We start from the raw sequence: 21,847 nt of genomic DNA on the forward strand, positions 1-21,847 counted from the left end.
GTTATGATTGTTCGCTGTATTGCTAATACTGGGGAAGTTCTACCGGAAAATTATATCGATCCGGCCCGAGGTTATACTAAAAAGGTCGAATTGCCGTTGACTGTTGGCAAGGAATATGTTGTTTATGCAATCCGATCGTGGCAGGGAATAGTTTGGTACTATATTTGTGATGATAATTACAGTTATTATCCCATACAGACTCCTGCACCGCTGTTTGAAGTAATTGATAACCGCGTTTCTAAGTATTGGCAGTTTATGCTTGACCCGAATGGGGTGTTAAGGTTTGCTTTTGAGCAGTGGTTTACTGACCCTTGTTTTTATGATAAGCTGACGGATCAGGAAGAGGCGGAGGTTGAGATTTTTGAGAAGGTTAAGGAATTAATGGATGCTGAGGATTTTGCTTTGCCTCCGCTGGATGTTGCAGTTGAGAAGTTGCGGGAAACTGTCAGTGTTTGAGTTAAAGACAAACATCGAAGCGGAGTGAGTTCATAAAATCTGCTAAGCAAGCAGACATAAAAAAGGTAAAGATAGTTGTATTCGTAGGTGGAGACGGCCACGAAAAAATTTGTAACTCCTGCTTCTACACGCCTGATATTTAAAGATCCATGACAGCATCAAATTTTATGAATGATAAATTTAAACCACTAGACCGCGATGATGATGTTTTGTTGTTCAATAACAATAATACATTTACAGTAGCGAAATTCAAGGAGGTAGTTAGTAAAGAATTTACGGAGAAATTTTTAAATATTTATCCCTGGAAAGTTAGGGGTGGTACTTCGGAAGAACGTGCTGATATAAAATCCGACATAAATAAAATTTCCTTCGATTCCGAACGTTATATGTGCAACAATGAAATTCACTGGGAAGGTAAAGGAGTAAGCTGTAAACTTCTCAAAGTAGGTTTTGGAGGGTGGCAGGAAGGAACAGTAAGAGTGCAGGCAAGAATAGTAAATTCATATTATGAAAATTACGATGCTCAAAAGTATAAGAAAGCTGTTATAGATATATGTATAGAGTTCTGTCCCGATCAACCAACTGAACCTATATCGCCTCTAGATGATATCAGACAATCCGAGGAATACAAAAAACTGCTCGAAAATAACTAACAGCCCGATCGCGATTACAATACAGTAATCATCGCACTTATATCTGAATCTTAGATTTTCAACCGCAGATGAGGGCAGATGTACGCGGATGAACGCTGATGTTTTTTTGGGAGGGACTAATGACAAATATAGAAGAATATGTCGATCGCACGGCTGAACTGATAAACTTACCGTTAGACCCGGAACATCGTCCAGGCGTTGTGGTAAACTTCGAGAGGATAGCTGCGATCGCCCAACTCGTTACTGAATTCCCTTTACCTCAAGCAATCGAAGCTGCGCCAGTGTTTGAACCTTAGATTTTTAACCGCAGATGAGGGCAGATGAACGCAGATGAACGCAGATGTTTTTTAGATAAGGCGGATGCGGTTGCTACGGCAGCGGCTGTTAAATGTGGTAAAGTTACGGCTACAGAGGCGGTAAGTGCTGCTTTGGAACGGATTGCTGTTAAGGATAAAGCTTTTAATTGTTTTACTGCCATCACTGCATCAAGTGCACTCGCAGCAGCCGAAAATATAGATAATTCGATCGCAAATAACCAAAACCCAGGCCCTTTAGCAGGCGTTCCCTTCGCTGTCAAAAACCTGTTCGACATCGGCGGAATTACCACTCTAGCAGGGTCAAAAATCAATGCTGACAATCCGACCGCTACCCAGGACGCGGCGGTGGTCGCCCGACTCAAACAAGCCGGGGCTGTGCTCGTGGGTACTCTCAACATGGATGAGTACGCCTACGGTTTCGTCACGGAAAACAGCCACTACGGGCCGACTCGCAATCCCCGCGATACGACGCGAATCGCCGGCGGTTCCAGTGGCGGTTCAGCAGCAGCAGTCGCCGCCGGTTTTGTACCCGTCACTCTCGGTTCTGATACTAACGGTTCCATCCGCGTACCGGCTGCTTTGTGCGGTGTCTTTGGGTTTAAGCCTACTTACGGCCGTTTGTCAAGGGCTGGCGCTTATTTATTTTCGGGTAGTTTGGATTGTGTGGGGCCGTTTGGGCGATCGATCAGAGATATGGCGCTGCTGTACGATATCCTGCAAGGCCCTGATTCTCGTGACCCAGTTTGCACTCAACGCCCGCCAGAACTTTGTTCGCCGCAGTTAAATCAAGGTATCGAAGGATTGCGAATTGCTGTTGCTGACGGGTATTTCGCCACAGGGGCCGAACCGGAAGCAATGGATGCTGTAGAAATAGTTGCTAAAGCCTTGACAAATGTCTTGAATTGTGGTATTGACACACAAAAAACAACAAACCCCCCAAAAATAGGGGGGCTTGCAACTGTCAGCATACCGGAATCCGATCGCGCCAGGGCTGCGGCATTTATCATTACCGCCTGCGAGGGCGGAAACTTGCATTTAGACAATTTGCGATCGCGCCCTCAAGACTTCGATCCTGCCACGCGCGATCGTTTTTTAGCGGGAACCCTGATCCCTGCGACTTGGTACTTGCAAGCGCAGAGATTCAGACAGTGGTACCGATCTCGAATTCGCGAAATATTCCAACAAACAGACATCATCCTCGCACCCGCCACCCCGATAGCAGCCCCTGAAATTGGCGTCGAGAAAATGGTAATAGCCAGACAAGAAATCTTAGTGCGTCCCAATCTCGGACTGTTCACCCAACCCCTATCATTTATTGGCTTGCCCGTTCTTTGCGTGCCCGTACAGCGGCCCGGCGCTTTGCCCTTGGGGGTACAAATTATTGGTGCTCCCTACAGCGAAGCGGTGATTCTCCGAGTCGCTGCGGTACTAGAATCGCAAGGCATTATATCTGCCGAATCAATTTAGTGCTAATAATTCTAGGGTTTGTTGTTGCGGTGGAAGCGTCTCTTAGTCCTTCTGGCAATAGCTTTGCGCTTCTGCTTTTCCAACGGGGTTTCAAAGTGGCGGTGCTTTCTCATGTCGGGGAAAATGCCCGCTTTGGAAACTTGTCGCTTAAACCGTCGTAGGGCTGACTCAATCCCTTCATTTTCGCCTATTACAACTTGGGTCATTATTTCTCCTTAGTGTTTGTCAGATCAAGTTTTATCATATCAAGGTTTTTGACCGCGCGACCTGTTGAAGGTCGGGCGATCGGTCAAAACCCCAAAATCATACCAGAAAATTGGTTCGTAGTGAGGACTTCAGTCCTTAGACTTCTTGCAAAAGTCCTTTTAAGCAAATTTTCGGACGGGATCTTCTTTTTTGCGGACTGAAGTCCTCATTAACAACTGTCAACTGTCAACTGTCAACTGTCAACTGTCAACTGACTACTGACTACTGACCAACTGATTTTCCTGCCGCAGGTAAGCTTGAATAAACGGGTCTAATTCGCCGTTCATTACATCTGCGATGGCGGTTGTTTCCACTCCAGTACGCAAATCCTTGACCATTTGGTATGGGTGAAAAACATAATTGCGAATTTGGTTGCCCCAAGCTGCCTCCACCATATCGCCGCGAATCTCGGCAATTTCCGAAGCCCGCTGTTCCTTAGCAATCACCAACAGCCTAGCCTTGAGTAATGCCAAAGCTTTTTCCTTATTTTGCAACTGACTGCGTTCTTCAGTGCAACGGACGGCCAAACCGGTAGGAATGTGAACGATGCGGACTGCGGTTTCTACCTTGTTAACATTTTGCCCGCCCTTGCCGCCAGCGCGGGAAGTCGTGATTTCCAAATCTTTTTCTGGAATGTCTAACTTGACGGATCGATCGAGAATTGGCATCACTTCGACGCCTGCAAAACTGGTTTGACGCTTGTCGTTAGCATTAAAAGGCGAAATTCTGACCAAGCGGTGAGTGCCTTTTTCCGATCGCATATAACCGTAAGCGTAGCGGCCGACAATTTCCAAAGAAGCCGATTTAACACCTGCTTCCTCTCCCTCGGAAATTTCCATTAAATGTACTTTGTAACCTTGACTTTCCCCCCAGCGGGTGTACATCCGCAGCAGCATTTCCGCCCAATCTTGAGCATCTGTACCGCCGGCCCCGGCGTTAATTGTCAAAACGGCGCCGCCTTCATCGTAGGGCCCCGATAGTAATTGTTGCAGTTCCCACTGGTCGAGTTCGCGGGTCAACTGAGAAAGACTCGATGAGGCTTCTTGGAACAGGGACTCGTCGGCTTCTAACTCCAGCAGTTCTAAAATAGCTCTAGCGTCTTCCAAGCTCGTTTGCCAGCCGCGATATTGGTCTAAATGAGATTTGAAGTCATTAAGTTCTTGGAGGGTTTCTTGAGCTCTATCTTGGTCGTCCCAAAATGCTGGTTGGGCGCAGATTTGCTCTAAGTCTTGAATTTTGGCTGTGAGTGCGGGGATGTCAAAGATAGTCCTGGGTTGTACCCAGTCGATCGGACAATGTTTCGATATTGTGTTTGATGTCTAGAACTTCCACTGTGAGTTCTCCTAGTTGTGGGGTGTATTTTTGAGTTTAGCTGAAATTTTGCTCTAAATGTGCAAATCAATTTTTCAGCAGCACACCAGCTTTGATAAATGAGTCAAGTTTGCCGCCCGTGCACTTCGGCGACTGCTGTTGTTTGGATTCCTGTACGGACATCCAAAACTTTGTCGGCAGTTCGCACTGTCGCTGGGAAATTGATATTCCCGAATTTGTTGGTTCTGGACTGTTTTTAGGATTTCGCACTGAATGTCTGCAAGCTGTTGAACTCCTGGTCTTTGCATAATAGCAAACAGTTTGGTTCTCCTGACGCGCTGCTGCAAGCGAGTTACTTTAATGATAGGCGATCGAGTTTGGTTGCGGGCGATCGACAATTGCTGAAATCATTACATCAAAACTTCGATGATCGCATCAAAAGTCGATCGCTACCACATTATAATTTAAGCAAAACCTTCTACTATTTTTCTAGGATTACCACGAAATCCTCAATCATCACATCAAAAGTTTGAGCCAGCTTGTGAACTGCTGCAAAGTCAACCATTGCCATACCCTGAGAACGGGCATAATTGCTAATCGTACTGTAGCCCACGCCCGATCGCTCCGCAACCTCTTTGAGCGTCCATCCCTTCTGGGCCGCCAACTCTCGAACCCGCAACCTTACTAAGCCTTTGCTCATATTCACTATTTACAAAATTTTGGATTTAGTATAATATATCAAAAAGCGATCGCCCCCGGTCATTCGATTTTAGATTTTAGATTTTAGATTTTAGATTTTAGATTGACTCTAAAGATGAATCTGGGAGCTTGAACGTTGGTCGAAAATTTTGCGCCTCTCATGGCAGAAGTCGGGGCTTGTCTCCGTTTTGCGGCGGAGTCAACGAAACTAAAGACGATCGCCAGTTAAAATTAATCCCGACAGATAATTTCTGTCGATCGCACTTAGCAGAGATAGATTTAGCTACCACCACCAGATGCAACTACAATGATATCAGAAAATCAGTTAAGATCGTCAACTATCAGCGCCTCAAAAATTATTCACAAATCGTCGATCGTCAATCCGCGATCGAGATTTGTCACCGAAGAAACAGTAGCACTCCTGTTCAACATATCACCGGAACAGATATACCGGATCGATTGCTGCCACAACGTGGTGTACGTTCATGCCAAAGGCCTGAGTCGATTTGTCAGCTACGCCGATTTCCCCCCAATCTTAGAAGTAAAACCGCCCTGTGCTCAAGATTTTGTCGCCTGGTACAAACGCTGGAAACGGACACAAGCACCAGAATTTTGGACTAAATTCTATACGTACAACTTCAAAGCGGCTGTTTCAGTTGACAGCTTGCTTGAATGGGGTAAATTAGTAGCTACAGTTAAATCGGTAATTTCTGCCTCAGCGCTGCAACAACTACGAAATGTTTACGCTCAAGAAAAAACATTGATGGAAAAGTTTTAAAGCAGGCGGGGCGGATAAATCGGCAATTGTTGGCCACCAGCAAGATACAGCATATTCCATGTATATGTAGTACACACTATCTTGTAGTAAGCATCGGTGCGTCGCCACCCATCAATCTGCAATTTCTATTTAAAAGGTCGCAGATCCGCACCCTACATATTAAAATCACACAACATAAATATAGTGGCTACTGTACTTCATCAACCACCGAATATGCTGTAAATGTAAGGTGCGCTTCGGCGCACCCTACGGGATAGAGGTTCCGATCAAAACTCTTCTTTACCTTCCAATCCCCACATATTGGAAACCAGCCGCTTCTAAAGCCTTCTTGTCTAAGAAATTGCGGCCATCAATCATCACCGGATGATTCATCAACTTCGCCATTTTATCGTAATCTAAATTGCGAAACTGTTCCCAGTCAGTCACCAACACCAAAGCATCGCAACCGTCGGCCAACCTTTCCGGGTCAGTTTCTACCAAAACTCCCGACAAACCGTGACGCATCCCAGTTTGAGAAACAATCGGATCGTAAGCTTTAACTTTCGCTCCCAACCGATTCAAATTCTCGATTAAAATCAGCGCTGGGGCATCCCGCAAATCGTCAGTATCCGGCTTGAAAGTCAAACCCAAAAGTCCGACAGTTTTACCTTTGAGAATCTTCAAAACGTGCTGTAACTTTTCAATAGCAATGAACCGCTGGCGTTGGTTAACTTCCACTGCCGCTTTCAGCAAATGCGCCTCGTAGCCGTAATCGTCAGCAGTGTGAACTAAAGCCGAGACATCTTTGGGGAAACAGGAACCGCCCCAACCAATGCCAGCTTGCAGAAACTTGTTGCCAATCCGTGAATCTAAACCGATACCTCGGGACACTTGACTAACATCTGCACCGACACGATCGCAAATATTAGCAACTTCATTAATAAAGCTAATCTTCGTAGCCAAAAAAGCATTAGCTGCGTACTTAATCATCTCCGCTGAACTGATATCAGTCATCACCACAGGAACTTCCGGCAAAGACTGATTTTCTGCAAACTTGCGATCGACAATCGGCCGATATAACTGTAGCATCATATCCATAGCCCGCCGAGAGTTGCTACCGAGAACAATGCGATCGGGATTAAAAGTATCAAAAACAGCACAGCCCTCCCGCAAAAACTCCGGGTTGCTAACCACATCAAATTGAACACCTTTGTTTGCGGCTACTTCCTCACCAGTAACCTCATCACCGCTGTGAGGTTTTTGACGTTCTGCTAAACCGTCTAGTACAATTCTTCGCACCCAGTCCCCGGAACCGATGGGCACAGTAGATTTATTAACAATGACTTTGTAATCGCCATCGAGGTGAGCTCCTATTCCCCGAGCAACCGCTTCCACGTAGCGAGTATCGCTTTCCCCAGTAGGCAAAGGAGGCGTCCCCACCGCAATAAACAAAATATCCCCGTGAGACACTCCCGCTGCTAAATCCGAAGTAAATTCTAGATTGCCAGATGCAGATGCAGAGGACATTAATTCAGACAGTCCAGGTTCAAAAATAGGCGACTGTCCCGACTTCATTAATTTAACTTTTTCTTCGTTGTTGTCTACGCAAATCACGTGGTGGCCGATGTGGGCCAAACAAGTGCCGGTGACTAAGCCAACATATCCTGTACCGATGACACAAACCTGCATAGAAATCTCCTCAAAGCTAGTAAATAAATTAGATGGGATGTTGAAACAAGAAGGAAGAAGGGAGAAGGCTTTAGTTATCTAGGAGAGAAGGAAAAAACAGCTTGTAGGGGTAGTGCTACCCCTACTCCCCGTGCCTACCCCTAGAGGGCAACCACGGGGGGTTTGCCCCTACCAATTTCAGGGCCAACCACAGGGGTTTTGCCCCTACAAATCCCCACTCTCTACTTTTGGTTTCCCTCGATGCGATCGCGAAAATCCTTTATAGTCAACTCTAAACCTTGATCCAGCGGCACAGTTGGCTCCCACCCCAACCAAGTTTTAGCACGAGTAATATCCGGTTGTCGCTGTTTTGGATCGTCTTCCGGCAGCGGTTTAAAGATAATTTCTGCCCCTGGATTAATCGTGTTTTGAATTTTTTGTGCCAGTTCCAATATAGTGTATTCGCCGGGATTCCCCAAATTCATCGGCCCGATTTTGTCGCTATTCATCAAACGAATAAATCCTTCCACCAAATCAGAAACGTAGCAAAAACTACGTGTTTGGGAACCGTCGCCGTATACTGTCAGCGGTTGATTCCGCAAAGCTTGAGCAATAAAATTGCTGACTACTCTGCCGTCATTTTCCAACATCCGGGGGCCATAGGTATTATGACAGCAAACGCAGTAAGTACCGCCTACAAAATTCTCTCCGTCGGGAACAGAAAAGTCGTATACATCCTCATCGATTTCAAACTCTTCTATGGCTTTAACTTTTGCCCAAGCTAAATCCCCTGTGATTTGAGCTTGCAGTTTTTGTTTAGCATTAGCCAGATTGAGAATGCTGTACTCGTCCAACCCTTGAACCGTTATCCGGTAAGACTTGTATTTTTTGCTGTCTCCTTTTCGCACTGTTGTCTCGAATTCCGACACACTTCCAACTATCCCGAATTTAGCTAGAATTAGCACCAGTTTTTCAATAATTTTTTGGCTGGAACTGTTAAACACTAGCAGCGAACCCGTTGTTTTCGCGTCGTGATTCCCGTCGCCTTCCCAGAAACCGTGTAAAAAGTGAACTAACTGTTCTTTGGGAAGTTGCAAAATCCAATTGGGTATATCTTTTTTGGTGCTTAATTCTTTGCCAAACCCCAAAATATTGACAACTAGATCGACAATTATTTTTGACCTGACGTTAACGGATGGCGCTCTTTTCTCCTCTTTGTCAAATCTGATTTCACACTCGCAGCCAAATAACTCTCGCGTCACCCGGATCAGCTTTTCCAGATATTTGACATTTGAGCTAAATACGAGCTGGCGGTCTTTTTCTGTATGAACCAAACAGCCTTCTGCTAAGTAAAATCCCAAAAACCACAGGAAATCACTGACATTTTTGATGTAATTGTTGATTGCTTTGACGGATTGATAGCCAGATATTTTGTCTTTTTGTGTCAAAGGTAATCCCAATTCTTGCCAAAGTTGCCAGGGAATTTTGTTGCCGGCTTCGTATTTTTTGATGGTGCTGAAGTATTGGCGATTGCTGATTCCTTTTCGAGCGAAATATCCATATATCTGCTCTCGGAATTTTTCTAAGTATGCGATCGCATCCTCGCTGATTACCCACAGCCCTGGTGCATTAACTTTATCGCTGATGTAAAAAGGTTCCAAGGGACGATCTATAAAAGGAATGTAACTGGGAACAGCTACATCATCCCCAACCTTTAAGTCTTTGCCAAATACGGCTTGAGGCAACCCTTGGCTGTCGCGAGTAAACAAACTGTGGTCTTCAGTAATTTTTACTTGTTTGCCCCAGGTTGTTGCAATTTTATACCCTTTCTTCGTCACTTTGTGTTTCCAAATTGCCGAGATTGGTTTTAAGCGCATTTTTCCCTGTTCGTCAAAGCAAGGAACTGAAACATTTGATATGTCACCTCCGATCCGGCTGTAGCATTCCTCAAATGTTTCGTAATAAAGTCGATCTCCTTTGTAATAGAGAACTTTTTGATCGCCTGTCAAACTGTTAAAAATTCGCACAACTCGAATGTCTACACCATTTTGACGGTGGTAATCAAAAGATAAGGTTTCAGCTACTCGCTTCCCTTCGTCGTAACACGATCTAATCCCGATACAATTAACGTTGCCGCGATAATCTTCTGTTTGCGGATGTACGTCAGGATCTCCGTACACTTCGGAAGTGGAAGCGAGAAAGAATCTTGCTTTTACCCGTTTAGCCAATCCCAACATATTCATCGTGCCGATGACGTTTGTTTTAATTGTCTTGACAGGGTTGTACTGATAGTGTATAGGGGAAGCGGGACAAGCCAGATGGTAAATCTGATCTACCTCTAACCGAATCGGTTCCGTGATGTCGTGGCGGATCAGCTCAAAATACGGGTTGTCCAGCCATTTGAGGATATTGCGTTTAGTCCCGGTGTAGAAATTATCCAGGCAGACTACCTCATGTCCTTGGGCCATTAAGCGATCGATTAGGTGGGAACCGAGGAAACCCGCGCCGCCTGTGACTAAAATTCTCATTGTGGAAACTGCCGTTCTGTTTAGGGGTAGGACTGGAGTACAAAAATTCAGTCGCTCGAATGAAACTTACTAATAGAATAACAAAATTGCGATCGACGATGTAAACACTTATGCGTCACCTTTATTAAATCTTTAATTAACTTAGCATTTGCCAATACTTTGAACAAAGTGCTATAATTCGCAAATGTCAGCTAGCAATTTTTAGTGAAGCTTCAATATTTTCGCAAAAATACTGTTGACAATAATTCACTTTTGAGTTAATAGGTATTAATTGTTTGTTTGTGGTGATTGGTGAGGCGATCGCTTCTGTCTTGAGTTATCTAAGAAAAGGCTGATTCCAGCTATGGCTACGCTTCACGGGCTTGTTTGAGAATAGGTTAATCCAGTTTATGTAAACAGGGCTGACGCGCGTCAATCGATTTTAGATTTTAGATTTTAGATTTTAGATTGACTTGCGCGAGATAAATGCGGGGGCTCTTCTGATTTTAGATTTTAGATTTTGGATTGATTCCACGGATAAATCACGTGGCGGGTACCACCTTTGAAATTCTTGGTCAGAGGCTAGAAACCTGGTTTATTCGTAGATAAAGTTGAGCAAGCAAATATTTTTCCGAGAAACCCGGTTTATTTGGCCTTAGTCGCGATGAACTAACTGCGACGACGGTAATTAGAATTATACAGTATCGCTATCCGATCGCGGTGGAATCTCAGCAGCAGTTAAAGTCACGATTATTTTTAAGAAGACTTTGGGTATTCCTGAAGTATAAATGTCTGTTGACTACCTTTAAGATTCTGTTTCATCACCCGAAGCAGACGATTATCCATTGGCTGTGTATCTTGGGTGAAAAATTCATGAAGTACCTGCACTTTGCCTGCATAGTCTCGATCCGCTTTACAAATTACAATTCCTGCATGATTTGAGGTTGTAGAATGGAGATTGATGAAATCTTGACGATTTTCTGTAATGACTACTCGCCCTGCATTTGTCGCGTACATCAAGACTTCATCATCGGGAATTTTTTGATTGGCTTGTCCGGCGCCCTAGGATGTCAAAACATCATAGCCACGCGCTCGCAGTAAATCAACCATTGCGATCGGAAAGTTTTCATTCGAGTAAAACTTTAGCATTTTTAGTTACTCATTTTCAGCAAGCCACAGCTCGATTTCTTCTCGGTTGTGTTGGTAGTAGTTCGCAACCGCTTGCAAATCTTGAAGGGTGAGTCCTGGATAATTATAGAGAAGTTCGGATTCAGTTGCGCCCTGTTGTTGGTAGGCGATAATCGTCCAGACGGGAATGCGGGTATCGCGAATTCGCGCTGCACCGCCACAAATTCCTGGAGTTTTGTGAATGGGATTCTGAAGGGTTTGGATGAATTGTAGGGTTTGTGCTAGCAAGTCATCAGGCAGTGTTTCAATGGTTTGGAGAAGTTGTTCTTTGATGGTCATAATCGATCGCCAAAATCTCAAAGAGTTGCGGGCTTTTTAGTGAGTTCTAGAAGTTGCCAAAGCTGTTCGGGCAAGCGATTTTGCAGAGGTTCTAGACGTTGAGCCAGTTCGTGGGGAATTTGAAGAGTAATTGTTGCCATTTTTGTTAGTCACTAATGCTCTCATTGAATCCTAGCACAAGAGAAGTGCGATCGCCCCGCGCGATCGGGTAAAGGTGCGATCGCGCTTCCTGATTTGAGTCGCTTCACCCTACCAATCTGTTGAATTGTGGCCAAATTTTAGTTAGCGTTGTTATCGTTGATGTCTAGATTTTGTATTGAGAGTTCTGAAGGTAGCGGTACAGTTATTTGTAGGTATACACCAATTTTTATTTGATTATTCTCAAAAGTTATATTAGTTACATTGACTTTACTATTTTCAGATAAACCGTCTTGAATAGGGAATTTAGCAGGTGGCTTAGTTTTATATCCAGCATCCTCAAGCCATTCAGCAATATTTCTCCAGTTTTCTATCTTTTCAATGCCTTTACCCAGAAAGGCTTTAACGTATTTATAAATAGTGGCACACAGGTCAGTTTCAACACCCTTGGGATTTTTTTGCAGCTTTTCGGCGATTTCAGCGGGACTGTAGCCACAAAGCAACCCCCGCAGATGCAGCTTTTCTACGGGGGTGAGAGGTTTTCCCTTAACGGCGGCCAAGTCCGAGTACAGAGTTTTTAAGTCCCAGCGGCTTTCTGCTTCGACGAAGCGATCGTTTGTGGATGCCATAGATGGGTGTCTCTAAATTTCCTGATGGAATTCTAACATAATTCCTGATGAATGTCAGTTTATTAACAGACTCAGCTAGCGTATGATAAGTGAAGGCTAAAGCGCAAATGATTCAAGTTATAAGTCAAAGAGTTGGTGGGAGGGCTTTTGAGCTATTACTGACTACAGTTAGCGATCCGACAGGGGAGTAGGGCTGAACTTTGGTAAATTTCTCGCTTAACTGTGTGATTAGTTTTGAGGTGCCGGAGAACGTTTTAGTCGAACGACTGAAAAAACGGGCTATCAAAGAGGGGCGTACTGATGATACCCCAGAAGTGTTGCGTAACCGTTTATCGCCTCCTCATCCCCCAAAGCGCCTAGCTCTGCTTAAAGCGATCTCACTAAACTGAGGAAAAAGTCAAACCGAGGAGGGCTATTGAATCCGTCAGATAACTTTCCTTGTCAATTATTAGCATTAATTGCCTATATTTCCTAAGAAACAGATATTCATCGTCAAGGATTTTTAGCAATGAATTCAGATCAACAATATGTATCGAAGATACACATAGCCCTTTATCCCCGATGGGCTTATACAGGCGGTTCGATTTCTGCAACAGTCAAAGGAAGGGAGGTGACTCTTCAAGGTTATCAAGAACCCAACGATGAAGAGTGGAATTTGATTGTTAATAAAGTTCACACTGCCTTGGGATTTGAACCAAAGATAAAGTTCTGTAAGCTAGATGAGAACCCATCAAATCTGGGCGAAAAAGTAGATAAAGCTCCAACACCCAATCAACCGGCGGCAGAAAGTATCAGGGGCGGAAAAGTAGATAAAGCTTCAACACCCAATCAATCGGCGGCAGAAAGTATCATGGGCTTGCTGAATTTTGTGATCGACGCTAAAAAAGCTCTTGACAAAAAATCAGCCAAAGACATTGAAATATTAAAGAGCTTCTTGAAAGATTGTCAAATAACAATAGAAAAAGGGACTCAAACTGTAGGAGGAGGGGTAGGAGATACAACTAAAAAGGTATCTGATTTGCTTAATGAAGCAACTAAGGGAGTAGGTAAGATACCAGCCTCTCTCAGGAATACAATAATGACTTTATGGGATACAACTTGGCGCGATCGCCTATTCTATAATCTTACCCAAGGCGTTGACCTGGATAAAGCTAAGGATACTGTTAAAAAGCTAAAAGCAGTTTATCCTAGCGAAAAACCTAGCCAGATTGCCAATCGTCTCATTCAGGAAAAAGCAATTTTTTCAACAGCGGTAGCAGCATTGGGTGTGGGAGCCACGATAATAAGTGGTGGTTTAGCTGCACCAGCTACAGCATTAGTTGATTTTTATAATAGCAGCTTACTATTGGTAGAACTTTGCTATCAGATTTCAGTTGTGTATGGATTTGACGATATCGACGATCCAGCACGTCAAACAGAACTTTTAGGAAGTTTTAGTCTCGCTCTTAGTGGTACAGAAGCTACCCAACTAGGTCTAGGATTTTTGTTCAAACATACTCCAATTGCTAACTGGACAATTAGCGCTTCCACTAATGTATTCGTATTCAATCTAGTAGGCTATACAGCTTGCCAGTTCTATGAAGCCAAGCTCAAAGGAATGGCTAGTCCAATAACTTCCGAAGAGGATTATTCATCTTTACTAGAAAAAGTCAAGATTTGCTCGAAGGACAGCTTATCACAAAAAACAGTTTTCGACAAAATCGTTGCTCAAACTGCTGTCATATTGCCTAGTCTTTCTGAGGCTTGAGCGGTATAAGGAAAGAGCAATTCTCGGAGAGCGATAACTGCGATCGCCCTTAATCTCCAAAAGAGTGATCGCCCTTAATCTCCAAAAGAGCGATCGCCCTTAATCTCCAAAAGAGCGATCGCCCTTAATCTCACTCAAAGAAACCGGGTTTTTTACCGAATTTACGGTGTGTAACCAAGTATTTCGTAAAAAAACCCGGTTTCTGGGCCCCCATCGTCCAGGACTATTAAACTAGATTTTAGTTGATCTCAATCAATTTCTTTGGTCAAGTGCGATCGCCCTTCATGTCCAAAAGTGCGATCGCTTTTGCCTTAAAAATACATCCAGCTAATAAACTCTTTTATTCAATCGATCGTTTTAAAATTTGCTTCACAGAACCGTACATCTCACTTGTCAACCCGTCTAGTTCATGCTCAATATCTTCCCAACGACCCAATTTACTCGTCCACTTGCCATTAGTTAATTGTCGGGCCGCGTGGGTTGGTTCCCCGTCAGGAGTAGCATATATTGCTATCTTCTCAAAACCCGATTCAAAATCAGAACTTTCACAAGGTTGGAATCCCACCGTTTGATAAGCTTGAATAAAAGCAGCGATCGTTAACTCTGCAGGAACACCATCAGGCCAATAATAGGGACTGTTTGGTTCTAGAGGATTCCACCAACGGTCATCTTCACCAGCAGCCCAAGCAAAACAATTGTAAGCGCGTGTTGCTGGGCTAGTGATGCGATACCCCGTAGCAGCTAGGTGAGGAAATTCATCTTCTTTATACTGTTCCAGCTTGCCATCTATAGCCATTTTCTCTGCCCCACTGTATCCACGCCTCTGCCATTTGTTTGAGCCTGCCACGCTGTTCTGATTCAACAGGATTAGCACCTGTAATCGCTTGCAATGCCCAAAACCAATGATCCGGTTCTTGCTCTAATTCTCGCAGAATCAGGGGAACAACAGCTTGACCCATACCGATAATTCTTTGGTATGCTGGGTGCATTGACATTTTAGTAACTAAGGACATCATACCTGTTTCGCGCCGCCATTGTTCTGCCAGCTCTAAAAAAGTTACTTCTATCTCTGCTGTTTCCCAAATGGGGTATGAGAAAGTATCATTTAGCCCAGAAAAATTGTAGGTTTTTTCCATCAGGTTCACACCTCGCAGGTTCCTGAAAATATTACTATTTTTTAGATTATACCATAGAGGAGCGATCGAGATGAATAACTATATCAATTTTACAATCCACCTAGAAGAACCTACTGGCGAACAATATGCTGACGCACCAGATGACTCATTAGGAGAACTTTCGCATTTTGAATTAGGGCTGAAACTATTTTGCTTTGAATGCGATCGCCCAGTATCAATAGAAATTGGTGAAGAAAAACTAAAAGTTTTTTTAGACCCCGATATCTGTATGCTCCTAGAAGATGAACTCCCCAAAAAAATTAGTGAGTTATCCCAAGGGAAACCAATCAAAATAGAATTTGTTGAAAGTGTGTGCCTTACTCTTGAATTGCAGCCATTAACCAACGATAAAATTAGCTGTAATTTCAAAGAATTTGGATATTTATCTCCAAACCAGTTTACCCTAAAATCCAGAAATCAACACTTTGAACTGAATAAAACTCAAGTTATAACAGAGTTAAAGGGATTTGTCGAACAACTCATAGAAATGGCTCTCAATGGCGGCTATATCACCCGTGAAGAAAAGCAAGAATTCCTGATGCCACTCCGCGAAATTGCGCCTGCTTCGGCTATTTGTTAATTAAGTACGATCGCCCTTCATCTCCAAAAGTGCGATCGCCCTTCATCTCCAAAAGTGTGCGCGAGCGTAGCTATTCCGTAGGGAATCGCCCTTAATCTTACTTCCCTTAATTACAGAACAAACTCGGCTATACATGAAAAAAACTTCCCAAAATCAACGCCAGCTCTTGACCAATATCTCGCTCCCCATTAACCACTTCATACACTCTTTTTTCAGACCCCATAACTCCCACTAAGTCAGCAGGTTGTAACTCTCTTTGTTCCATCAAAAACAGCAATATTGAATTAGGAGTAGCTGTGGCTCCCGGTGCATAGTATTCTTGCTCAAATTTTTCAATTAATGCAATCAGCAATTCATATAACTCGTCTTCTTCAGGAGTGCGATCGCGCTGGTGCATTAACTCTTCCACAATAGCCAGAGCCTTCTCATTATCCGCTTCATTTCTAATTATTTTCGGCTGATACAGAGACAATAACTCTTTGTATTTATCTGGATTAAAAGTAAGGGTCATTTTTCCATTTCTCCTTATCATACTCAGCATGGGTGAGAATATATTTGATATAAATTAATTGGCTTTCATAATCAATACTAACTATTAATCGATAATTATTACCCAGGTGGAACAGGCATCTTGCCTGTTCCCAACAAAATCCCTACACACAGATTACGAATCTCGATCGAGCTTCAGCACAGCCATAAAAGCCTCCTGCGGCACATCCACAGTACCCACAGACTTCATCCGCTTCTTACCCTTCGCCTGCTTTTGCAGCAACTTCTTCTTCCGCGAAATATCGCCACCGTAACACTTCGCCAACACATCCTTCCGCAAAGCCGGAATGTGTTCCGAAGCAATCACCTTCGCGCCAATTGTTGCTTGAATGGGAACCTTAAATTGATGACGAGGAATCAACTCCTTGAGTTTTTCAGTCAATCCGCGGCCCACATTATAAGCCTTATCCCGGTGTACGATCATCGCCAAAGCATCAACCGGATCGCCATTAATTAAAATGTCCATTTTCACCAACGGATTTTCGCGATAACCGATGAGGTGATACTCCATGCTCGCATAACCGCGCGATCGCGATTTCATCTGGTCAAAAAAGTCCGTCACCACCTCCGCCAAAGGCAACTCGTAAACCAGCGTAGTTCTGCCTTGACTGAGATACTTCATATCCATAAAAATCCCCCGCCGACTTTGAGACAGTTCCATCAGCGCGCCTACATAAGTTTCCGGCGACAGCATTTCTACCCGCACATAAGGTTCCTCAATTTTCTCGCGATACTGAGGATCTGGCAAGTGGCTAGGATTGTCAATTGTTAACACTTCCCCTTTAATTGTTGTGATTTGATAAACCACAGAAGGAGCCGTAACAATCAAATCCAAATTGTATTCTCTCTCCAGTCTTTCTTGCACAATTTCCATGTGCAGCAAACCCAAGAAACCGCAGCGGAAACCAAATCCCATCGCACTCGAAGTTTCCGGTTCGTAAGAAAGCGCCGCATCGTTGAGTTCGAGTTTTTCTAAAGCTTCCCGCAAATCTGGAAATTGGTCAGCATCGATCGGGAACAAGCCGCAAAAAACCATCGGCTTTGCCTCTGTATAACCCGGCCAAGGCTCCGGTGCAGGCTTTTTGACCAAAGTAATCGTATCGCCGACGCGAGCATCAGCTACGGCTTTAATTGCCGCGCCCAGATAACCAACTTCCCCGGCGTGCAGTTCATCTACTTGAACTTGAGTCGGTGAAAGGATGCCCAATTCATCGATGACATATTCCTTACCCGAAACCATCAACAAAACTCGATCGCCCTTTTTGACACTTCCGTCCATCACCCGGAAATACACAATTACCCCGCGATAAGCGTCGTAATAACTGTCAAAAATTAGCGCCCGCAGCGGTTTGTCAACAGTATCCTGCGGCGGCGGCACCAATTCGACGATCGACTCCAAAATCTCATCTATACCAATTCCTTCCTTAGCCGAAGCCTCAATCGCCCCGCTACAGTCCAGACCGATAATTTCTTCAATTTCCCCTTTTACCCGTTCCGGTTCTGCCCCCGGCAGGTCAATTTTATTTAAAACTGGAATAATTTCCAGATTGTTCCCCAAGGCAAGGTAGACATTTGCCAGGGTTTGTGCTTCCACGCCTTGAGATGCGTCTACCACCAGCAGCGCCCCTTCGCAAGCAGCGAGCGATCGCGACACCTCGTAAGAAAAGTCCACGTGTCCCGGAGTGTCGATCAGATTCAGCACGTACTCCTGACCGTCCTTGGCAGTATAATTCATCCGAGCCGCTTGCAGCTTGATCGTAATGCCACGTTCGCGTTCGAGATCCATATTGTCTAAAAACTGCTCCTTCATCTCCCGTGCCTGCACAGTCCCAGTCGCCTGCAACAGGCGATCGGCCAAGGTCGATTTTCCGTGGTCGATGTGAGCAATAATCGAAAAATTACGAATGCGAGATACAGGGACGTTAGTCATGTTTTTTATCGAAGAGCTAATCGGCAAAGGATACTTTTTGTTGTATGATTACACAAGCAAGAGTAGAGTGCTTACTTCAACCTCTTACTGGGGATTGAGATGAAACCACAACTGAGGCAAACCTCAAGAGTATCAGTTATTAGCCTTTCAAGTGTCCGATCGAGGCCGGACACCCAAAAGGAAAAAACTTTTCTCTCTCTCATTGTACAGAAAGCGGTTAAGCGGTTGAGGAAAGGTTGGGTGCAAATCAGGGACTGCCAATATCTAGTCCAGTCGGTTGTCATCAAAAGAATTGAAACTTAAGAATTAAAACTAGGATTTTTTAACTATGAGCGAATCAAGAATACCATCCCACAGTTCGTCAGAAAAAGTCGAACTGTCCATCCATATCGATCCTGAACTGCTAGACCAAATTAAGCACTTGACGAATGACCCCAGCAAAGTCATTGAAACAGCAATCAAGCAGTGGCTCAGAGGCGAGCGCCGCGAAGACGAGCTGGCTCTGAGTTTACGCCGCAACCCCCCAGTCCCGCCGCGTGGTGAGTGGAACGACTGAGGTACTCTCGCCCCAGACGGCGCGCGCAAATCTGCAGGCTGTAAAGTTTCTGGCAATGAAATTTCGATCGCGCGGGCGAGATCCTGCAGATTTCGCGGCGAAAGCTACAAGTGGTGGGCGAGTGAACTCGGCTAAATCACAACCTCGGAACTATTCGAGGTGGTGGTTCGCAGCCTCATATTTTGGCGTAATTTTCACATTTGATAGTTAATCGGTGCAGATTCCTAATTTCTCAATCTTAATTTTTATCTTTAAATTACCCAAAACGGCTGAGAACGAATAGTTTTTAGTTTTGAGTTGAGTTCAGAATTAAATAATAAATGTTTTCTGAGTTCATTAATCACTCAATACTCAATAATAGAAGCCTAAAATTTGTGCTAATTGTGAGTTTTGAGCGATAAATGTTTTAATTAAAAAGCCAACAACTTTTTAATTGATTAATAACTCAAAAATTAACAGTAGAAGCATCAAACAATGGGGAGTATTGAGATATTTATTCAAAACTCAAGACTCCAAAATCCGAACTACTTTCATCCCCTACTCTGATGGACTCTAACACAGATTTTCGGCGATCGAGCCTCGCCTCTACAGTTTTTTTTCAAGAGTTAGGGGCAGAATTAGTATTTACCCAAGACGCAAGGGGTAGATATCTATCTTTTTACTGGCAAAAAGCCGAGCAGTACAACCTTACAGCAGAACAAATTGTCGATCGCCCCCTCAGCGAAACCCTGCAACCCATCCCCCCTGCGCCTTATCTCGATATCCTGCGGCGGGCGCTCGAAACCCTCGTACCGCAAAGGTTCAGCTATCCATTTTCCCACGCCGGACAATATTTTCTCTTCGATTTGACACTCACTCCGGCGATCGACTCAAACGGCAAAGCTACAAAAGTCTTAGTTATGGGAAGGCTGCTGTCTGACAAACCCACAGACAGACGGCCAGACTCCCCAGAATTCATGCTCTATCGAGCTTTGCCATCCCTCTTGGACGCCCGCCAACGAATGTCGCTTCCAGCGAGCCGTATCCCCGGTCGATCGCTCCCTCCCTACTCCGAAATCGACCGTAAAATCATCTCGCAAATCGCTCAAAACCTGCACAAAACCCTCGATTTAGCCACCATTTGGCAGCAAACTGTTAACAGCTTGGGTCAAGTTTTAAACGCGAGTCGCTGCATCATCTGTTCCTACAAAAAAGACAGCGAAAATCTCGAAACATCCCCCTTCCTCGCCTCCGAAAAACAGCAAAAATCGACCGCCTCAGCAGCCGAATTACAACAGTCAATAGCTAGCTACCCCTCGCCCCCGCTTTCCCCAACTCAAATCGAAAATCTCCAATCGAAAACTTTTAAAGTAGTAGCTGAATACCGCCAAGAAGCTTACTCTTCTATGCTAGGAGTAGAACTGCGCGCAGCCGAACAGCCGGGGTGGATTCAAACTTTAGCCACCTTAAAACCAGTAGCAGTCGATTACGCCTCCCCCGCCACCGATCCCTTCCACCGCCATTCCGTGCTCGTAGCAGCTACCTCCTATGAAGACCAACCCAATGCACTGATATGTTTGCACCGCTGCGGCAATTCTCCGAAATGGAGTCCTGTCGAACTCGAATTCGCCCGCGAGTTAGTCGCTCAAGTCGGCAGTGCGATCGCCCACGCTACACTTTACCAAGAATTAGAACACGCTCGCGCCGAAGCCGTAGCTCTTTCCCAACTTAAAAGTCAATTTCTTGCTAATACTTCTCACGAACTCCGCACCCCCCTCAACGGCATCCTCGGCTTCCTAAAACTGCTTATGGACGGCATGGCAGATGACCCGGAAGAAGCGCACCAATTTATCGAAGAAGCTTACCGATCGGCAGTACATTTGTTCAATGTGATTAACGATATTTTGGATGTCGCTAAAATCGAAGCTGGCAAAATGGAGTTAGACCTCGCTCCCGTCAAACTCGGTGAACTGTTGCAACAAGTTGAGGATTTTACACGGGTTCAAGTCGAGCAAAAGCGATTGCAATTTCAAATCCAAAAACCCCCTGTGGAGGACGAGATTATTGTGTATGGCAACTACCAACGCCTGCTTCAAGTAATCTTGAACCTCACGGGCAATGCAATTAAATTTACTGGGGAAGGGGGAATTCGCATCAGTGCCGAGGTTATTAAGAAAAAGGTGACTGTTCACAACCAGCAGTTCCCCGGAATGGTGAAAATCCGAGTCGCTGATACTGGCATTGGGGTTTCTCTCGACAAGCAAGATAAATTATTTGAGTCGTTTTTTCAGGTGGATGGCGATCGTACCAGGCAATACGGCGGCACCGGTTTGGGATTGGCTATTTCTCAAAAACTGGTAGAAGCAATGGGGGGTACAGTAAATTTTTACAGTATGGGAGAAGGGCTGGGAGCGACTGTTACTTTTACTGTCCCGCTTTATCAAGAACCACTATGTGAACTAACCTGACGGTCAACTGGGTACAGTTAGACCGCAGGCTTCTTTTTCCTTTTTTGCTCATGCTTTTTTGAGTGACGGAGTTCCCCCGCCACTTTCGTAACTCAGACCAATCTTTCTAATAAGGATCGTGGATTAAATAACTTCGTAGGTTGGGTTGAGGAACGAAACCCAACAATCAAGCGTGGCGTTGGGTTTCGTCCCTCAACCCAACCTACAAAAAATGCAAGTTATTTAATTCTCATTCCTAAGTTTAGCTGAGTTTTCATCTCGATCCAAAGATTCTCCACACAGACAAGAATGCCACCGCTCCGATAATTATTTCGGAACTTTATTTAGGCAGTTCCAGCAATTTTGAGAAGTTCCCTTCGGATCAACAAACAAAACGCTTTTACCCAATTTCCATGCGACATATTTTAGGACGCTAGCGAATTGCCCATGAGCAGCATCAAGCAGGGATTTATTCAAGCCACTCTTAGGATTGCGAATTAAATAACTTACAATTTTAATTGTTATTGTGGGATGGGCGTCCCGCCCGTCCTTTTTGGACGGGCGGGACG

Annotated in this window: 24 protein-coding genes and 3 pseudogenes; 9 read left to right on the plus strand and 18 right to left on the minus strand. The window is 44.5% G+C overall.

The genetic code is table 11. From position 1 onward, the window contains the following. Positions 1 to 3 precede the first annotated feature (3 nt). The 4 genes from QT987_RS17385 to QT987_RS17400 all read left to right on the plus strand — a co-directional run bounded on the left by QT987_RS17385 (position 4) and on the right by QT987_RS17400 (position 2,893). Positions 4 to 456: a hypothetical protein gene (locus QT987_RS17385; protein WP_333242121.1), complete on the plus strand. Its 453-nt coding sequence runs from the start codon at positions 4 to 6 to the stop codon at positions 454 to 456. A gap of 149 nt (positions 457 to 605) precedes the next feature. Beyond that, a complete protein-coding gene (locus QT987_RS17390) occupies positions 606 to 1,109 on the plus strand; it encodes a KGK domain-containing protein (protein ID WP_333242124.1) in 504 nt (167 codons plus the stop codon). A gap of 119 nt (positions 1,110 to 1,228) precedes the next feature. Beyond that, positions 1,229 to 1,405, plus strand: a complete 177-nt coding sequence (locus tag QT987_RS17395) for a DUF4089 domain-containing protein (protein WP_190657847.1) — start codon at positions 1,229 to 1,231, stop codon at positions 1,403 to 1,405. A 24-nt stretch (positions 1,406 to 1,429) separates the two neighbouring features. Further along, a complete protein-coding gene (locus tag QT987_RS17400; RefSeq protein ID WP_333242127.1) occupies positions 1,430 to 2,893 on the plus strand; it encodes an AtzE family amidohydrolase in 1,464 nt (487 codons plus the stop codon). A gap of 11 nt (positions 2,894 to 2,904) precedes the next feature. Here the strand turns inward: QT987_RS17400 and rpsU are convergent, their stop codons facing one another. The 4 genes from rpsU to QT987_RS17420 form a co-directional block, all read right to left on the minus strand. Further along, positions 2,905 to 3,099 carry a 30S ribosomal protein S21 gene (gene rpsU, locus QT987_RS17405; protein WP_006632476.1) on the minus strand — a complete coding sequence of 65 codons (195 nt, stop codon included), beginning with the start codon at positions 3,097 to 3,099 and terminating at the stop codon, positions 2,905 to 2,907. 255 nt (positions 3,100 to 3,354) lie between these two features. After that, positions 3,355 to 4,471 (minus strand): peptide chain release factor 2 gene (gene prfB, locus QT987_RS17410; RefSeq protein WP_333242130.1). Its coding sequence is split into 2 segments (ribosomal slippage): positions 3,355 to 4,398 and positions 4,400 to 4,471, totalling 1,116 coding nucleotides; the frame shifts between segments, so codons are not numbered across the junction. A gap of 66 nt (positions 4,472 to 4,537) precedes the next feature. Continuing rightward, complete coding sequence (locus QT987_RS17415) at positions 4,538 to 4,720, minus strand: hypothetical protein (RefSeq protein ID WP_333242133.1); 183 nt, start codon at positions 4,718 to 4,720, stop codon at positions 4,538 to 4,540. Positions 4,721 to 4,931: 211 nt separating this feature from the next. Further along, the gene (locus QT987_RS17420; protein WP_333055754.1) at positions 4,932 to 5,150 is read right to left on the minus strand and encodes a helix-turn-helix transcriptional regulator; all 219 of its coding nucleotides are present in this window, start codon (positions 5,148 to 5,150) and stop codon (positions 4,932 to 4,934) included. Between the two features lie 306 nt (positions 5,151 to 5,456). On the opposite strand from QT987_RS17420, the gene QT987_RS17425 reads away from it, so the two are divergent. Beyond that, positions 5,457 to 5,927, plus strand: coding sequence for a hypothetical protein (locus QT987_RS17425; RefSeq protein ID WP_333242135.1), 471 nt, complete (start codon positions 5,457 to 5,459; stop codon positions 5,925 to 5,927). 279 nt (positions 5,928 to 6,206) lie between these two features. On the opposite strand, the gene QT987_RS17430 is transcribed toward QT987_RS17425, so the two are convergent. The 8 genes and pseudogenes from QT987_RS17430 to QT987_RS17460 all read right to left on the minus strand — a co-directional run bounded on the left by QT987_RS17430 (position 6,207) and on the right by QT987_RS17460 (position 12,315). Further along, entirely contained in the window at positions 6,207 to 7,595 is a 1,389-nt protein-coding gene (locus QT987_RS17430) for a UDP-glucose/GDP-mannose dehydrogenase family protein (RefSeq protein WP_333055756.1), read from the minus strand. 221 nt (positions 7,596 to 7,816) lie between these two features. Then, positions 7,817 to 8,245, minus strand: a pseudogene (locus tag QT987_RS17435) (GDP-mannose 4,6-dehydratase); the annotation flags it as partial. Next, positions 8,246 to 9,601: pseudogene (locus QT987_RS17440) on the minus strand (LAGLIDADG family homing endonuclease); the annotation flags it as partial. After that, positions 9,584 to 10,102 (minus strand): annotated as a pseudogene (locus QT987_RS17445) (GDP-mannose 4,6-dehydratase); the annotation flags it as partial. The pseudogenes QT987_RS17440 and QT987_RS17445, both read right to left, overlap by 18 nt. Before the next feature lie 735 nt (positions 10,103 to 10,837). Next, on the minus strand, positions 10,838 to 11,119 hold the full coding sequence (locus tag QT987_RS29975; RefSeq protein WP_333055764.1) for a DUF5615 family PIN-like protein: 282 nt from the start codon (positions 11,117 to 11,119) through the stop codon (positions 10,838 to 10,840). A 117-nt stretch (positions 11,120 to 11,236) separates the two neighbouring features. Next, on the minus strand, positions 11,237 to 11,548 hold the full coding sequence (locus tag QT987_RS17450; protein ID WP_333155311.1) for a DUF433 domain-containing protein: 312 nt from the start codon (positions 11,546 to 11,548) through the stop codon (positions 11,237 to 11,239). Positions 11,549 to 11,565: 17 nt separating this feature from the next. Beyond that, complete coding sequence (locus tag QT987_RS17455) at positions 11,566 to 11,688, minus strand: hypothetical protein (protein ID WP_333242140.1); 123 nt, start codon at positions 11,686 to 11,688, stop codon at positions 11,566 to 11,568. A 138-nt stretch (positions 11,689 to 11,826) separates the two neighbouring features. Continuing rightward, positions 11,827 to 12,315 carry a helix-turn-helix domain-containing protein gene (locus tag QT987_RS17460; RefSeq protein WP_333242143.1) on the minus strand — a complete coding sequence of 163 codons (489 nt, stop codon included), beginning with the start codon at positions 12,313 to 12,315 and terminating at the stop codon, positions 11,827 to 11,829. A 508-nt stretch (positions 12,316 to 12,823) separates the two neighbouring features. On the opposite strand from QT987_RS17460, the gene QT987_RS17465 reads away from it, so the two are divergent. Next, on the plus strand, positions 12,824 to 14,062 hold the full coding sequence (locus QT987_RS17465; RefSeq protein ID WP_333242146.1) for a hypothetical protein: 1,239 nt from the start codon (positions 12,824 to 12,826) through the stop codon (positions 14,060 to 14,062). Between the two features lie 340 nt (positions 14,063 to 14,402). On the opposite strand, the gene QT987_RS17470 is transcribed toward QT987_RS17465, so the two are convergent. Beyond that, complete coding sequence (locus tag QT987_RS17470) at positions 14,403 to 14,858, minus strand: DUF7689 domain-containing protein (RefSeq protein WP_333242149.1); 456 nt, start codon at positions 14,856 to 14,858, stop codon at positions 14,403 to 14,405. Beyond that, the gene (locus QT987_RS17475) at positions 14,827 to 15,198 is read right to left on the minus strand and encodes a hypothetical protein (protein WP_333242152.1); all 372 of its coding nucleotides are present in this window, start codon (positions 15,196 to 15,198) and stop codon (positions 14,827 to 14,829) included. Before QT987_RS17475 ends, QT987_RS17470 begins: the two co-directional genes overlap by 32 nt. A 70-nt stretch (positions 15,199 to 15,268) precedes the next feature. Between QT987_RS17475 and QT987_RS17480 the strand changes: the two genes are divergently transcribed. Then, positions 15,269 to 15,817, plus strand: coding sequence for a hypothetical protein (locus QT987_RS17480; RefSeq protein ID WP_333242155.1), 549 nt, complete (start codon positions 15,269 to 15,271; stop codon positions 15,815 to 15,817). A gap of 127 nt (positions 15,818 to 15,944) precedes the next feature. Here the strand turns inward: QT987_RS17480 and QT987_RS17485 are convergent, their stop codons facing one another. From QT987_RS17485 to lepA, 3 genes are read right to left on the minus strand one after another with little or no spacing between them, the layout of a single operon-like run. Then, entirely contained in the window at positions 15,945 to 16,328 is a 384-nt protein-coding gene (locus QT987_RS17485) for a transcriptional regulator (protein WP_333242158.1), read from the minus strand. Next, the gene (locus QT987_RS17490) at positions 16,312 to 16,443 is read right to left on the minus strand and encodes a type II toxin-antitoxin system HigB family toxin (protein WP_333242172.1); all 132 of its coding nucleotides are present in this window, start codon (positions 16,441 to 16,443) and stop codon (positions 16,312 to 16,314) included. The genes QT987_RS17485 and QT987_RS17490 overlap by 17 nt, the downstream gene beginning before the upstream one ends. A 38-nt stretch (positions 16,444 to 16,481) precedes the next feature. Further along, the gene (gene lepA / locus QT987_RS17495) at positions 16,482 to 18,296 is read right to left on the minus strand and encodes a translation elongation factor 4 (protein WP_242715639.1); all 1,815 of its coding nucleotides are present in this window, start codon (positions 18,294 to 18,296) and stop codon (positions 16,482 to 16,484) included. Between the two features lie 328 nt (positions 18,297 to 18,624). On the opposite strand from lepA, the gene QT987_RS17500 reads away from it, so the two are divergent. Beyond that, positions 18,625 to 18,852 carry a hypothetical protein gene (locus tag QT987_RS17500; RefSeq protein WP_333051858.1) on the plus strand — a complete coding sequence of 76 codons (228 nt, stop codon included), beginning with the start codon at positions 18,625 to 18,627 and terminating at the stop codon, positions 18,850 to 18,852. 545 nt (positions 18,853 to 19,397) lie between these two features. Next, positions 19,398 to 21,299 (plus strand): ATP-binding protein, encoded by a 1,902-nt coding sequence (locus tag QT987_RS17505; RefSeq protein ID WP_333242163.1) that lies wholly within the window; start codon positions 19,398 to 19,400, stop codon positions 21,297 to 21,299. A 306-nt stretch (positions 21,300 to 21,605) separates the two neighbouring features. Here QT987_RS17505 and QT987_RS17510 read toward each other — a convergent pair. Beyond that, positions 21,606 to 21,847 (minus strand): zinc ribbon domain-containing protein (locus QT987_RS17510; protein WP_333242166.1); only part of this gene is annotated, 242 nt, incomplete at its 5' end.

The organism is Microcoleus sp. SVA1B4 (genome assembly GCF_036700545.1).
Taxonomy (GTDB): Bacteria; Cyanobacteriota; Cyanobacteriia; order Cyanobacteriales; family Microcoleaceae; genus Microcoleus.